Origin of the sequence: Kitasatospora sp. MY 5-36 (assembly GCF_001182915.1) — a bacterium.
Classification (GTDB): Bacteria; Actinomycetota; Actinomycetes; order Streptomycetales; family Streptomycetaceae; genus Kitasatospora.
On record NZ_LFVW01000314.1, the window covers coordinates 1 to 13,285 of the forward strand.

General features: G+C 72.5%; 14 protein-coding genes. 5 read left to right on the forward strand and 9 right to left on the reverse strand.

Annotation, left to right across the window (positions count from 1 at the left end; translation table 11 throughout):
* Positions 1 to 203: hypothetical protein (locus AE652_RS48365; RefSeq protein ID WP_049653740.1), on the reverse strand; the 203-nt coding region annotated here is incomplete at its 3' end.
* 174 nt (positions 204 to 377) lie between these two features.
* Positions 378 to 1,175: an IclR family transcriptional regulator gene (locus AE652_RS20830; protein ID WP_049653741.1), complete on the reverse strand. Its 798-nt coding sequence runs from the start codon at positions 1,173 to 1,175 to the stop codon at positions 378 to 380.
* Positions 1,176 to 1,377: 202 nt separating this feature from the next.
* Between AE652_RS20830 and aceB the strand changes: the two genes are divergently transcribed.
* Together aceB and AE652_RS20840 are read left to right on the forward strand one after the other, a co-directional pair.
* Positions 1,378 to 3,030 carry a malate synthase A gene (gene aceB, locus AE652_RS20835; protein ID WP_049653743.1) on the forward strand — a complete coding sequence of 551 codons (1,653 nt, stop codon included), beginning with the start codon at positions 1,378 to 1,380 and terminating at the stop codon, positions 3,028 to 3,030.
* A gap of 133 nt (positions 3,031 to 3,163) precedes the next feature.
* A complete protein-coding gene (locus AE652_RS20840; RefSeq protein WP_049653744.1) occupies positions 3,164 to 3,565 on the forward strand; it encodes a hypothetical protein in 402 nt (133 codons plus the stop codon).
* A gap of 289 nt (positions 3,566 to 3,854) precedes the next feature.
* Here the strand turns inward: AE652_RS20840 and AE652_RS20845 are convergent, their stop codons facing one another.
* The 7 genes from AE652_RS20845 to AE652_RS20875 form a co-directional block, all read right to left on the reverse strand.
* Positions 3,855 to 5,240: an 8-oxoguanine deaminase gene (locus AE652_RS20845; protein ID WP_049653746.1), complete on the reverse strand. Its 1,386-nt coding sequence runs from the start codon at positions 5,238 to 5,240 to the stop codon at positions 3,855 to 3,857.
* A gap of 66 nt (positions 5,241 to 5,306) precedes the next feature.
* Positions 5,307 to 6,839: a nucleobase:cation symporter-2 family protein gene (locus AE652_RS20850; protein ID WP_082345864.1), complete on the reverse strand. Its 1,533-nt coding sequence runs from the start codon at positions 6,837 to 6,839 to the stop codon at positions 5,307 to 5,309.
* 318 nt (positions 6,840 to 7,157) lie between these two features.
* On the reverse strand, positions 7,158 to 8,078 hold the full coding sequence (pucL, locus tag AE652_RS20855; RefSeq protein WP_049653750.1) for a factor-independent urate hydroxylase: 921 nt from the start codon (positions 8,076 to 8,078) through the stop codon (positions 7,158 to 7,160).
* Between the two features lie 32 nt (positions 8,079 to 8,110).
* Positions 8,111 to 8,446 (reverse strand): hydroxyisourate hydrolase, encoded by a 336-nt coding sequence (gene uraH / locus AE652_RS20860; RefSeq protein ID WP_049653752.1) that lies wholly within the window; start codon positions 8,444 to 8,446, stop codon positions 8,111 to 8,113.
* Positions 8,447 to 8,551: 105 nt separating this feature from the next.
* A complete protein-coding gene (gene uraD / locus AE652_RS20865; RefSeq protein ID WP_053112152.1) occupies positions 8,552 to 9,055 on the reverse strand; it encodes a 2-oxo-4-hydroxy-4-carboxy-5-ureidoimidazoline decarboxylase in 504 nt (167 codons plus the stop codon).
* Between the two features lie 248 nt (positions 9,056 to 9,303).
* A complete protein-coding gene (locus AE652_RS20870; RefSeq protein ID WP_049653753.1) occupies positions 9,304 to 9,684 on the reverse strand; it encodes a helix-turn-helix domain-containing protein in 381 nt (126 codons plus the stop codon).
* Complete coding sequence (locus AE652_RS20875) at positions 9,681 to 9,935, reverse strand: thiamine-binding protein (protein ID WP_063780213.1); 255 nt, start codon at positions 9,933 to 9,935, stop codon at positions 9,681 to 9,683. Before AE652_RS20875 ends, AE652_RS20870 begins: the two co-directional genes overlap by 4 nt.
* A 272-nt stretch (positions 9,936 to 10,207) precedes the next feature.
* Here AE652_RS20875 and AE652_RS20880 point away from each other — a divergent pair, with 272 nt between their 5' ends.
* The 3 genes from AE652_RS20880 to AE652_RS20890 all read left to right on the forward strand — a co-directional run.
* Positions 10,208 to 11,053, forward strand: a complete 846-nt coding sequence (locus tag AE652_RS20880) for a TIM barrel protein (protein WP_049653756.1) — start codon at positions 10,208 to 10,210, stop codon at positions 11,051 to 11,053.
* 107 nt (positions 11,054 to 11,160) lie between these two features.
* A complete protein-coding gene (locus AE652_RS20885; RefSeq protein ID WP_049653758.1) occupies positions 11,161 to 12,048 on the forward strand; it encodes a 2-hydroxy-3-oxopropionate reductase in 888 nt (295 codons plus the stop codon).
* 627 nt (positions 12,049 to 12,675) lie between these two features.
* Positions 12,676 to 13,285, forward strand: a 610-nt coding sequence (locus AE652_RS20890) for a glycerate kinase (RefSeq protein ID WP_049653761.1), incomplete at its 3' end; no start/stop codon positions are given.

The following is a 13,285-nucleotide window of genomic DNA, read 5'->3' on the forward strand; positions in this document are numbered from 1 at the left end:
CGCAGCGCCCAGACCGGGTCGGTGGCCAGTACCGTCACCGCGCACCCCGCCGCCACCGCCGCGACCAGCCCGGCCCCGCCGAACCCCCGGCCCCTCGCGGCGCGCCGTACGCCACCGGCCCGTACGCCATCGGTCCGGACCTCACCTCCCCGGACCCCACCGCCCCGCGCGCCCTCCCATGCGTCCCGGTACTGCTGCTCCATCCCCGCTCACCCTGCCCTCGCGTCCCGGCCGCCCGCGCCGTTGCGGGCCGCGTCGGCACCAGGGTGGCGGAGCCACCGCCGGAGCCGGGCGGCAACCCGCCCGTCGTCCGCCCGAACGGATGACGCGGCACGCCGTGCCAACCGGGTCGGCGGGCAAGGGAGGTTGACGTTCCGTCAGGGGGCGAGGACCTGGCCCAGCCGGGTCGCGATCTGGTGCATCACCGGCACCAGCGAGGCGGCTCCGGCCTGCTCCTCCAGGGCCCGGATGCGGGCCTCCGGGCCGGAGACCGAGAGCGCGGTGGGCGTCGGCGCGCCCGGGACGGCGAGCGCGATGCAGCGGACGCCGATCTCCTGCTCCTGGTCGTCGACCACGTAGCCGCGCTCGCGCGCCTCGGCGAGCTGGCGCATCAGCTCCTGCGGGTCGGTGACCGTGTACTCGGTGTGCGCGGGCAGCGGGTTGGGGCCGAGCACGGCGCGGGCCTCGTCCTCGGGCAGCTGGGCGAGCAGCGCCTTGCCGACGCCGGTGCAGTGCGGCTGCACCCGTCGGCCGACCTCGGTGAACATCCGCATCGAGCGGCGCGACTGCACCTGGCCGACGTACACCACCTCGCCGCCCTCCAGCACCGCCAGGTTGGCGGTCTCGCCGGTGGCCTCCATGAGCTCGGCCAGGTACGGGCGGGCCCAGCTGCCGAGCAGCCGGCCGGCCGTCTCGCCGAGCCGGATCAGCCGGGGGCCGAGGGTGTAGCGGCGCGCGGTGTCCTGGCGGACATAGCCCTGCTGCACGAGGGTACGAACCAACCGGTGGATGGTCGGCATCGGGAGGCCGGACGTGGTGGAGAGCTCGCTGAGGGTGGCCACGCCGCCGGAGTCGGCCAGCGCCTCCAGGAGTTGGAAGGCGCGTTCGACGGACTGCACGCCGCCGCCCGCGCGGTCGGCGCCTGTCGTCGATGCTGGGTCGGGGGTCGCAACCACCGGCGTTTCCTTCACTGTCGGGGAGGAGTAGAGTCCCGGCGATCTCTTCAACAAACCGTTGAAATTCTGTATCGCGGAAACTAGTCTCCACCTTACAGAATCGAACTCGCCGACAGGCGGGTACCGATCGAGGAAGTTCCCTGAGGAAGTTCCCACCGGAGCTCCCTCCGCCAGGCTCAACCGTCTTAGGAGTGTCCTGCTCATGGCTGCAGATCAGGGGCCCGTCGGCGCCTCGCCCGCCGCTCCGGTCGTCACTGTCGCCGGTCCTCGCGTCCCCCGGGCGGAGGAGGTGCTCACTCCGGAGGCGCTCGCCTTCGTCGCCGGGCTCCATCAGGCCTTCGAGGGGCGCCGACAGGAGCTGCTGGCCGGGCGGAAGGCCCGCCGCGCCGAGATCGCCGCCACCGGCACGCTGGACTTCCGCCCCGACACCGCCGCCATCCGGGCCGGGGACTGGAAGGTCGCCGAGGCGCCCCGCGCCCTCCAGGACCGCCGGGTCGAGATCACCGGGCCGACCGACCGCAAGATGGTCGTCAACGCGCTCAACTCCGGGGCGCGGATCTGGCTCGCGGACTTCGAGGACGCCTCCGCCCCGACCTGGGAGAACGTGGTCGGCGGCCAGGTCAACCTGACCGACGCCTTCGAGGGCCGGATCGACTTCACCGGCGCGGCCGGCAAGGCGTACACCCTCAAGCCCGCCGCCGAGCTCGCCACCGTCGTGGTCCGCCCCCGCGGCTGGCACCTGGACGAGAACCACCTGCTGGTCGACGGCACCCCGGTGGCCGGCGCGTTCGTCGACTTCGGCCTCTACTTCTTCCACAACGCCGCCCGGCTGCTGGCCAAGGGCGCCGAGGACCCCAACTCCGGCCCGTACTTCTACCTGCCGAAGACCGAGAGCCACCTCGAGGCCCGGCTGTGGAACGACGTGTTCACCCACGCCCAGGCCGAACTCGGCATCCCGCACGGCACGATCCGGGCGACCGTGCTGATCGAGACCATCACCGCCGCGTTCGAGATGGACGAGATCCTCTACGAGCTGCGCGACCACGCGGCCGGCCTCAACGCCGGGCGCTGGGACTACCTGTTCTCGATCGTCAAGAACTTCCGCGACGCGGGCGAGCACTACATCCTGCCGGACCGCAACACCGTCACCATGGCCTCGCCGTTCATGGCCGCCTACACCCGGCTGCTGGTGCGGACCTGCCACCGGCGCGGCGCCCACGCGATCGGCGGCATGGCCGCGTTCATCCCGAGCCGCCGCGACCCGGAGGTCAACGCGGCCGCGCTGGAGAAGGTCAAGGCGGACAAGGACCGCGAGGCCGGGAACGGCTTCGACGGCTCCTGGGTCGCCCACCCCGACCTGGTGCCGGTCGCCCGGGCCTCCTTCGACGCGGTGCTCGGCGAGCGGCCCCACCAGAAGGACAACCCCGGCCCGGCCGAGCCGGTGACCGCCGCCCAGCTCCTCGACATCGCCGGAGCCGGCGGCACCTGCACCCGCGCGGGGCTGCACAACGCCGTCCAGGTCGGCATCCGCTACATCGAGGCCTGGCTGCGCGGGCTCGGGGCCGTCGGCATCTTCAACATGATGGAGGACGCCGCCACCGCCGAGATCTCCCGCTCGCAGATCTGGCAGTGGATCCACAACGGGGTCGTGCTCTCCGACACCGGCGAGAAGGCCACCGCCGACCTGGTCCGTTCCCTGGTCGCCGCGGAGCTGGCCGAACTCCTCGCCGAGCTGGGCGAGGAGGCCTACGGCGCCGGCCGCTGGCCGGAGGCCGCCCGGCTCTTCGAACAGGTCGCCCTGGCCGAGGAGTTCGTGGACTTCCTGACCCTCCCCGCGCTCCCGCTGCTGGGCTGATCCCGACCTGCCCGCCGGAGCCTGCTCCGCTGCAGTGCGCCGGCGGTCCACCACTCCGTTCCGTACGGCGACGAATCCCACCTGTCCTCTCGTCGCCGTACGGAACGGTCTTGTCCACGTAAGGAGTTCACCCATGGCGCGCATGTTCTTCAACGGCCAGGCAATGGTCGGCGGTCCCTTCCACGCGAAGGTCGCCGACTCGCTGATCGGGCCGGCCAGGACCGCCCCCGGCTACCGCTTCTTCTCCATCGACCACAGCGGCGGCACGGACGTCTGCCCGGGACTGCTGGCCGACCCGGAGGCGGACACCGCCATCGAGGGCGAGCTGTACGACATCCCCCTGGAGCGGCTGCGGGACGTCATCCTGCCGGGGGAGCCGCGGGAGCTGGAACTGGGCGTCATCGAGCTGGAGGACGGCTCCGCGTGCCTGTCCATGCTGCTCTCCCGGGGCGAGCTGGAGCGCGGCGTCCACCGGGAGATCACCCACCACGGCGGCTGGCGCGGCTACCTGGCGTCGATCGGGCGCACGGCCTGACGGCTGCCGCCGGGTGCGCCGGCAGCCCCGGACCCTCGCCGTGGGTCCGGGGCTGCGGTCCGCGCACCGGTGACGGCGAACAGACGACAGAGAACAGCTGACAGATAACAGATAACAGATGACGAAAGTTGTCATCTGTCCGCCGCTGTCGTCCGTCCGTCGCCCCGAGGTGCGCGGAGCCCGGGGGCGCACCGTCCCTGGGCGCCCCCGGAGTACGGGGTGGGCGTCGAACCGGCCCCGGACCGGACCGAACCGGCGCTAGACCGGACCGACTCAGACCGGACCGGCCCTAGACCGGACGCGCCGCCAGCTCGCGGGCGGCGCGTGCGCAGTCGCGTGCGATCCGGTCCTCGTTGACGGTGGTCAGCTGCCCCTTCTCGACCACCGCGTTGCCGTTGACGAACAGCACCGACAGTGGCGGCAGCGCGCCGAAGGTGAGCGCGGCGACCGGGTCGGCGATGGACGAGTGCATGACCCCGTCGATCTTCCACAGCGCCAGGTCGGCGAGCTTGCCGACCTCGATCGAGCCGATCTCGTCCTGCCGGCCGAGCACCCGGGCGCCGCCCATGGTGCCCAGGCGCAGCGCCTGCCGCCCGGTCAGCGCGGCGGGGGAGCCGTGCAACCGGTTGATCAGCAGGGCGTTGCGCAGCTCCGTACCCAGCTCGCCGGACTCGTTGGAGGCGGTGCCGTCCACCCCGAGCCCGACCGGGACGCCGGCCCGGAGCATGTCGGGCACCCGCGCGATCCCGGCCGCCAGGCGGGCGTTGGAGGACGGGCAGTGGGCGACGCCGGTGCCGGTCTCGGCGAACTTGGCGATGTCGGAGTCGTTCATGTGCACGCAGTGCGCCATCCAGACGTCCTCGCCGAGCCAGCCCACCGACTCGAAGTAGTCGGTCGGCCCCATGCCGAACAGCTCCTTGCAGAACGCCTCCTCCTCGGCAGTCTCCGAGCCGTGGGTGTGCAGCCGGACGCCCTTGCGGCGGGCGAGTTCGGCGGACTGCCGGAGCAGGTCGGTGGAGACGGAGAAGGGCGAGCAGGGCGCGAGGGCGATGTGCAGCATCGAGCCGAAGGAGGAGTCGTGGTAGCGGTCCACGGCGGTCTCGGAGGCGGTCAGGATGTCGTCCAGCTCCTCGACCGCGTGGTCCGGCGGCAGCCCGCCGTCCTTCTTCGAGCGGTCCATCGAGCCGCGCAGCGCGGTGAAGCGCAGGCCGAGCTCCTGGACGGCCTCGATGGAGGCGCCGAGGATGTCGCCGCCGTCCTTCGGGAAGACGTAGTGGTGGTCCGAGGCGGTGGTGCAGCCGGACTTGAGCAGCGCGGCGGCGGAGCCCTGGCTCGCGGCGTGCACGAGCCGCTCGTCGATCCGCGCCCAGGTCGGGTAGAGGGCGACCAGCCAGTCGAACAGGATGTCGTCCTGGGCCAGGCCGCGGGTGATCCACTGGTAGAAGTGGTGGTGGGTGTTGACCAGGCCGGGGGTGGCCAGGTGGCCCTCGCCGTTGATCCGGCGCACCACGTTGTCCAGCCACGCGGGGGCGGGGCCGTCGCCCACCGCCTCGATGGTGTTGCCGAGGAGGACCACGTGGCCGCGGGCGTACTCGGTGTCGTTCGCGTCCACGGTGGCGATCGCGACGTTCTCGATCACGGTCCGCTGGTCGGTGGGCGGGGGCTGGACTGCCATGGTGTGACTCCTAGGGGGAGGGTCGGGAGGGGCGCGCACCGTGGCGCACGCCCCTCCCGGGGCCGGTCAGGACGGCGTCGCCGTCGGAACCGTGGGACCTGTCGGCATCGACGGCACCGCGGGAGCGGTCGGAGCCGCCGGCACCGTCGCGTCGGAGCCCTGGCCGGGCCTGGAGCGACGGGCGGCCCCGACGTGGTGGAAGAGCAGGTTGAGCAGGACGGCCACCACGCAGCCGGCCGATATCCCCGAGTGCAGCAGGGTCCGGGCGGCCTCCGGGAAGGAGTCGTAGAACGTCGGCGCGGCGATCGGGACGATGCCGACCCCGAGCGAGACGGACACCAGGATGGTGTTCGAGCCGGACTCCATGCCGGCCTCCGCGAGGGTGCGGATGCCGCTGGCCGCGACCGTGCCGAAGAGCACGATCCCGGCGCCGCCGAGGACGGGCTGCGGCACCAGGGAGACGACCGAGCCCAGCACGGGGAACAGCCCCAGCAGGACCAGGATGCCTCCGCCGGCCGCGACCACGAAGCGGCTGCGGATCTTCGTCAGCGCCACCAGCCCGATGTTCTGGGCGAAGGCGCTGGCGGCGAAGCCGTTGAAGACGGGGCTGAGCGCGGTGGCCAGGCCGTCGGCCCGCAGGCCGGCGGCGAGGGTGGGTTCGTCCGCCTCGCGGTCGACGATCCTGCCGAGGGCGAGCATGTCGGCGGTGGACTCGGTCATCGCGACCACCATGACGATGCACATCGAGACGATCGCGGCGGCGTCGAACACGGGCGCGCCGAAGTGGAACGGGGAGGGGAGCGAGAAGACCTTCGCGTCCTTGACCGCGCCGAAGTCGGCGAGCCCCAGCGGGAAGGCGATCAGGGTGCCGAACGCCAGGCCGATGAGCAGGGACAGCTGCTGCCAGAACCCGCGCAGCAGCCGGTTGCAGAGCACCACCGCGACGAGGGTGATCGCGGCGAGGCCGACGGCCCGCATGGAGCCGTACCCGGGGGCGCCCGGCGAACCGCCGCGCGCCCAGTTGACCGCCACCGGGAGCAGGGACACCCCGATGAGGGTGATCACGGTGCCCTGGACGACCGGGGGGAAGAACCGGATGAGCTTGCAGAAGTACGGTGCCGCGAGGAAGCACAGGAGCCCCGCGACGATCACCGCTCCGAAGATCACCGGGAGGGCCTCCTTCGGTCCTCCCGTCTTCTCGATGGAGCCCTTGGCGATGGCGATCATGGGCGCGACCCCCGCGAAGGAGACGCCGTTCACGAACGGCAGCCGCGCGCCGATCTTCCAGATGCCGAGGGTCTGGAGGAGGGTGGCCAGTCCGGCGGTGAACAGGCTGGCCGAGATGAGCAGGGCGAGTTCGGCGGGGGAGAGCCCGACGCCGGCGCCGACGATGAGCGGGGGTGCGACGACCCCCGCGTACATCGCGGCGACGTGCTGGAGTCCGGTGGAGAACAGCTTCACCGGGGGCAGCAACTCGTCCACGGGATGGGTTCCGGGCCGGGGCGGCTTGCCGGTGCGGTGCGCCGGCGTGCCGTCCGGGTCCTGCGTTCTCTCCGGGGTGGAACCGCCGTCTGTACTGGTGGTGTTGCTGGGTGCCATGTCGAGCCCCTCTTGTGCCCGTGGCTCCCGGCGCGCCCGTGGCGCTGGAGTGCGGCTGGTGCTGGTGCTGGTACGACCGGGGGCGGGACGGCGGTGCAAGGATCCCTCGGCCGGGCTCTCCAGTGCCCCGGGCCGGCCGCCGCGAGGCAGACACGAACTCCGGTGGGTGGGGGTGGAGGTGGAGAAGAACTAACTGGTGCGGGTGGTGCCTGGTGATGGGGCCGGTGGGGCGGCCCGCCCGGACGTCCGGCCCGTGGGGACCGGGGGATGCGGCGATTCCGGGCGGCGTCCACCTGAGGGTGCCGAGGGTGGGGGAGGTCAGGCGACCGGGATGACCGGGACGACGCCCTCGCGGTGCACGGTGCCCTCGATCAGGCCGTACATGCGGTCGGCGGCGAAGTAGACCTCGTTCTCGTTCTTGAGGCCGAACGGCTCCAGGTCGACCAGGAAGTGGTGCTTGTTCGGCAGTTCGAGGCGGACCTCGTCCACCTCGGCGCGGTTGTTGAGGACCCGGGTGCCCATCGCGTGCAGGGTCTGCTGCAGCGAGTAGGAGTAGGTCTCGGCGAACGCCTCCAGCATGTGCCGCTTCACGTGGGTGTAGGAGCGGTTCCAGTTGGGCTGGGCCTCGCCGTCCCGGCCGCTGTAGCCGAACTTCCAGCGGGCGGTGACCTGGGTGGCGAGGATGCGGTCGTACGCTTCCTGGAGGGTGGTGTAGCCGTCCTTGATGTAGCCCCAGAACTCCGAGTTGGTGGAGTTCATGACGACCAGGTCCTTCAGGCCGGATATGACCTGGACGGATTCCCCGTCGTAGACGATCTCGCTGGTGCGGACCTCCTGGCCGTTGCGGACGAAGGAGTGGCCGACCTCCTCCGAGCCGATGAAGCGGGCCGAGCTGTCCGGCGTCCGGATCCGGTCCCAGGAGTACTCCTCGATCCGGATCCGGGCGCTGTGCACGACGCCGCGCTCGGTGTCGTCGACGAAGTGGCGGGCCAGGAGGATGCCGAACGCCTCGGCCGACTCGATGCCGTGCTCCTTGGCGAAGGCGTAGACGGTGTTCTTGGTGGTGTCGGTGGGAAGGCAGTTGGCGTTGGACCCGGTGAGGTGGACGTCCTCGAACTCGCCGCGGAGCGAGACCGAGACGTTCAGGTCCTTGATCTCGTGCCGGGTGGAGTCGCGGTGGATCCGGACGATGCGGTTCTCCGCCTTGCCGTACTGGTTCTGACCGAGCACGTGGGCCATGACGTGGCTCCTAAGCTTTCCAGGTCGGTCCACTAGCTTCCGCGGTAGACCGAGTATCCGAACGGGTTGAGCAGCAACGGCACGTGGTAGTGGTGCTGTTCGGGCGCGACCGTGAAGACGATCGAGACCTCGGGGAAGAACGGCGGCTCGGCGGACGTGGACGCGGAGTACGCGCCGGTGTCGAAGAGCAGCCGGACGACCGAGCCCGCCTCCACGGCCGGCAGGTCCTTGACCCGGCCGTCGGAGTCCGTGGCGGAGGTGCCGAGCACCTGCCAGCCACCCTCGGTGTGCAGTGCGAGCTCGACCGGGACGCCTTCGGCCGGTCGGCCGAGGCTGGTGTCGAGCACGTGGGTGGAGATGCCAGTCATGGGTGAAGTGACCTTACTGATGGCAGAAGTGATGGTGCGTCAGCATCAGTGGATGCCGGAAGTTTCTGGCAAGGAGGATGAGAGAAAGCGCGATATGACGGAGCGTCAGGAAGCGTCGAGCAGACGGTCGAGCCGGATGTCGTTGATCTTGCGCAGCTCCCCGCGGACGATCTCCGCCTCGGTGGCGGCGTCGTTGGGGTGGCGTTCGCGCAGGGCGGCGAGCATGCCGACCGCGGTGCGGCCGGTCGCGCAGATCAGGAACACGTGGCCGAACTTGGCCTCGTAGGCGGCGTTGGCCTCGTGCAGCGCGTCGAGGACCGCCTGGTCCACGCCTTGGATTCCGGCCTGTTCGCGCTCGGAGACTGCGTCGCCGGCTGTCGGCCTGCCGATCCGGGCGTGGCCGGCCATCGCGTCGCGCAGGTCCTCGGTCGTCAGTGACGCCATGGCCGCCGCGTTGGCGGCGAGCAGGGTGTCGCGGTCGGACCAGGGCCGGGCCGCGGCGACCGCGGCGGCCCAGCGGGGGCTGGAGCAGACCTCCAGCAGGATCCCTTCCAGTGCCGCGGCATCGGTCGCGGCCAGGACGTCAAGGGTGTGGGGGTGGTTGGTCACGGGTGGACCTCCTGAAGAGTGGTGCCACCCGGAAAAGCTAGATCGGCCCCACCCGGCCGTCAACACTTTGTTGAACGGTTGGTGGTTACGTTTTGAACCGGGCCCCGATGCCGGGCCCTTTCGTGTGCGATTCGCCAAGTGTGCCCCGCCGCAGGCCGATCCGGTCCTGTCGTGTCGGCGGGGTCACCCGTTCGGAGGCCCCCTGGGCGGGGGCGCGCACACGCCCCGGAGGGCGTCGAGCCGGAGTGTCAGGACGACTTCGCGCCGTCCTGGCGGTTCAGGTAGTTGTACACGGTGAAGCGGCTGACGCCCAGGGCGGAGGCGACGGTCTCCACGCCGTGGCGGACGGTGAAGGCGCCGCGCTCCTCCAGTAGGGCGACGACCCGCTGCTTCTCCAGGCGGTCGAGCTCGGCCAGCGGGCGGCCGTCGAACTGCCGGGTCATCTCGGCGAGCAGCCGGTCCAACGCGCTGCTCAGGTGCGGCAGTCGGACGGCCAGGGCCGGGGTGCCCTCCCACTCCAGGACCACGTCGTCGGGCTTCGCCTCGTCCAGCGGGACGTGCGTCGCGCCGACCGCGGCCAGCAGCGGCTTCACCGCCGCGGCGAGCGGGTGTTCCACGTTCTCGGTCACGGCGTACCGTCCTCCTCGCCCAGCACGCTGACCTGGACCGAGATCCGGGTCGCCCCGGCGTCCAGGGTCTCCTTGAGCAGCTTGGTCACCGCGGCGAGGACCTGCTCGGCCCCGCCCTCGGCACCGGTGCCGAAGGGGCCGACCGAGACGTCCAGGCCGGCGTCGTCGACCACCCGGCGAGCCGCCGCGGCGTGCTCCGGGAACGTGTCCAGTTCGAACGGTTCTGTCGTGAACTCCACCATCAATCGCACGGGGTCACTGTAGCGAGCGGGGGTGCGGGCGGGCAGGGGTCGGGGGATCGAACGGTCCGGCCCCCGCGGACGGCGCGCCGCCGGTGTGGCCTCGGGGTGCCCTCGGGGCTGCCCCGGCGTGCCCTCGGGGCACCCGGCGGGGCCCCTCGGGACTGCTTCAACAAAATGTTGCGGCTCCCTTGACACCCGCTCGGCGGGCCGGAGATGCTTCCACCACACAGAATCCCTCTTCCGGATCGTGGAAGTTGCGGATGAAGGAAGAGAGATGAGAGGTGAGCGACGTGACGGCGGCTGCCAAGCACGGCTTCACGGTCAACCTGTCGATCCTGTTCGGCGAATTGCCGCTCCTGGAGCGCCCCGCCGCGGCCGCCGCGGCCGGCTTCACCGCCGCCGAACTGTGGTGGCCCTTCGGCGCGGAGCATGACCCCTCGCCGGCCGAACTGGACGCGCTGCGCAAGGCGTTCACCGACGCCGGCGTGCGGCTCACCGGACTCAACCTCCTGGACGACCTGGGCAAGGGCGCCCGCGGAACCGTCTCGGTGCCCGCCGAGCGGGACCGCTTCCGCGCCAACCTCCCGGTCGCCGCCGAACTCGCCGCCTCGCTCGGCGCCACCGCGCTCAACGCGCTGTACGGCAACCGGGTCGAGGGCGTCGACCCGGCCGAGCAGGACGCGCTCGCGCTGGAGAACCTGGTGCTCGCCGCGCGGGCCGCGCACGGGATCGGCGCCGTCCTGCTGATCGAGGCCCTGAACAGGGCCGAGTCGCCGGACTACCCGCTGGTCTCGGCCGCCGCCGCGGTCGAGGTGGTCGACCGGGTCAACGCCGCCACCGGCCTGGGGAACGCCAGGTTCCTCTGCGACCTGTACCACCTGGCCAGGAACGGCGAGGACCTCGCGGCGGTCATCGACACCCACGCCGACCGCATCGGCCACGTGCAGATCGCCGACACCCCGGGCCGCAACGAGCCCGGCACCGGCGAGCTGGACTTCGAGGACCTGTTCGCCCGGCTCACGGCCGCGGGCTACGCGGGCTCCATCGGTCTGGAGTACCGCCCCTCCGGCGGCGTCAGCGCCGACAGCTTCGGGTGGCTGCCGCGCGAGCTGCGCGCCGCGCAGTAGCGGAGCCGCCCGGCCGCGCCCCGCCGAGCAGTGCCCGGTTCGAGCGGCGGGCAGCGCACCGCCGACCCACCCGACCTCCCACCCGCACACGTAAGGAACTCGACGCGATGAGCCGCAAGATCGCCTTCATCGGCCTCGGCATCATGGGCAGCCCGATGGCCGCCAACCTGGTCAAGGCCGGCCACCACGTCACCGGCTTCAACCTCACCCGGCCGCCGATCGACGCCCTGGTCGCGGTCGGCGGCCACGGCGCCGGCAGCATCGCGGAGGCGGTCAGGGACGCCGAGGTGGTCATCACCATGGTCCCGGCCGACCCGCAGGTCGAGCAGGTCGTCCTGGGGGAGGGCGGCGTGCTGGAGAACGCCAGGCCCGGCACCCTGGTGATCGACATGTCCTCGATCACCCCGCAGACCTCGATCAGGGTCGAGGCCGCCGCCAGGGCGAAGGGCGTCCGCACCCTGGACGCCCCGGTCTCCGGCGGCGAGGCCGGCGCCGTCGAGGCCGTCCTGTCGATCATGGTCGGCGGTGCGGCCGAGGACTTCGCCGAGGCCAGGCCGCTGTTCGACGCGCTGGGCACCACGGTCGTCCACGTCGGCCCGGCCGGCGCCGGCCAGACCGTCAAGGCCGCCAACCAGCTGATCGTCGCGGTCAACATCCAGGTGCTCGCCGAGGCAGTGGTGTTCCTGGAGAACGCCGGCGTCGACCTCGCGGCCGCGCTGGACGTGCTCGGCGGCGGCCTGGCCGGCTCCACCGTGCTCAACCGCAAGCGGGCGAACATGCTGAACCGCGAGTTCGCCCCCGGCTTCCGGATCGACCTGCACCACAAGGACATGGGCATCGTCACCGACGCCGCCCGTGCCGTGGGCGCCGCGCTGCCGGTCGGCGCCGTGGTGGCCCAGCTGGTCGCCTCCGCCCGGGCCAACGGCGACGGCTCGCTCGACCACTCGGCGCTGCTGCGCGGCGTCGAGCGGCTCTCCGGGCGCGAGGTCGCGTGACCGCCGGGGGCTCCCGCGCGGAGCCCCCGGCCCCGAACTCCTCCTGGTGGCGTGTACCTATCCGGTCGTGCCCGCGCCGCCAGGAGGCCGGACCCGACCGGCGTGCGGGCCGGGGCTCATCCGCCCGCCCGTCGGTCGATCCAAGCCGGTGACGCGTACGTCCCCCTGGGGGCACTTCGGTCGTGCCTGGTACGCGTCGCCAGGGCCTGTCTTCAAACTCCCGTCGTCCGCCCGGAGGGCGGGCGGGGCAGCGTTGGGGTGCGTGCATCGCAAGGCGGAGGAGGGAGCCACTGCGGAGCATTGGCGACCGACGACAACGCGGCGAGGTGCGTGCCCCGGCGTCGACCCGCAGACGCGAGTTTGAAGACAGGCCCTCTGGGCCCCTCCCCGCCGAGGGGAGCCCCTCGTACGTCGGAAGCGGGACGAGGGGAACGGCGGGGAGGGGGCGCACCCTCCCGGAGCGGGCCGGCCCGACCGCTCCGGCCACCGTGGCCGCCCCCCGGCTTCCCCGGCCTCCCCGGCCGAGGCGCTGGCCACCCGGAGCACCCGGGCCCATGCTGGACGCACGTCAGCCGGACGCACGTCCCGGAACCACCGCCAGACCCGTACGGAAGCGAGGAGCGCGCCATGCCCCCCACCCCCCACCAGGGCCATGTGGTCGTCGCCCCCGACAAGTTCAAGGGCAGCCTGGAGGGTGCCGAGGCGGCGGCCCGGATCGCGGCCGGCATCCGGCGCGCCGCGCCCGGCACCGAGGTGCGCGAACTGCCCGTCGCCGACGGCGGCGAGGGCACCCTGGCCGCCGCGCTCGCGGCCGGCTTCAGCCGGGTCCCGGCCAAGGTGGCCGGCCCGACCGGCCTGCCGGTGGACGCCGCGCTGGCCGTCCGGGACGACACCGCCGTGGTCGAGCTGGCGCAGGCCTCCGGTCTCGCCCGGCTGCCCGGCGGCCGCACCGCCCCGCTCGCGGCCGGGTCCTACGGAGTCGGCCAGTTGATCGCCAAGGCGATCTCGCTCGGCGCCAAGCGGATCGTGCTGGGCCTCGGCGGCAGTGCCTGCACGGACGGCGGCGCCGGCATGGTGCAGGCGCTCGGGGCACGGCTGTGCGATGCCGGCGGGGCCGAACTGCCGCCCGGCGGCGCCGCGTTGCGCCGGCTCGCGGAGATCGACCCCGGCCCGCTGGCCGAGGTGCTGGGCGGGGTCGAGGTCGTGGTGGCCTGCGACGTGGACAACCCGCTGCTCG

Bases quoted from the DNA above. Each gene is read 5' to 3' on its own strand.
- AE652_RS20845 (WP_049653746.1), bottom strand. From the start codon at position 5,240: ATGGCAGTCCAGCCCCCGCCCACCGACCAGCGGACCGTGATCGAGAAC.
- AE652_RS20885 (WP_049653758.1), top strand. From the start codon at position 11,161: ATGAGCCGCAAGATCGCCTTCATCGGCCTCGGCATCATGGGCAGCCCG.
- AE652_RS20850 (WP_082345864.1), bottom strand. From the start codon at position 6,839: ATGGCACCCAGCAACACCACCAGTACAGACGGCGGTTCCACCCCGGAG.
- pucL (WP_049653750.1), bottom strand. From the start codon at position 8,078: ATGGCCCACGTGCTCGGTCAGAACCAGTACGGCAAGGCGGAGAACCGC.
- AE652_RS20840 (WP_049653744.1), top strand. From the start codon at position 3,164: ATGGCGCGCATGTTCTTCAACGGCCAGGCAATGGTCGGCGGTCCCTTC.
- uraH (WP_049653752.1), bottom strand. From the start codon at position 8,446: ATGACTGGCATCTCCACCCACGTGCTCGACACCAGCCTCGGCCGACCG.
- aceB (WP_049653743.1), top strand. From the start codon at position 1,378: ATGGCTGCAGATCAGGGGCCCGTCGGCGCCTCGCCCGCCGCTCCGGTC.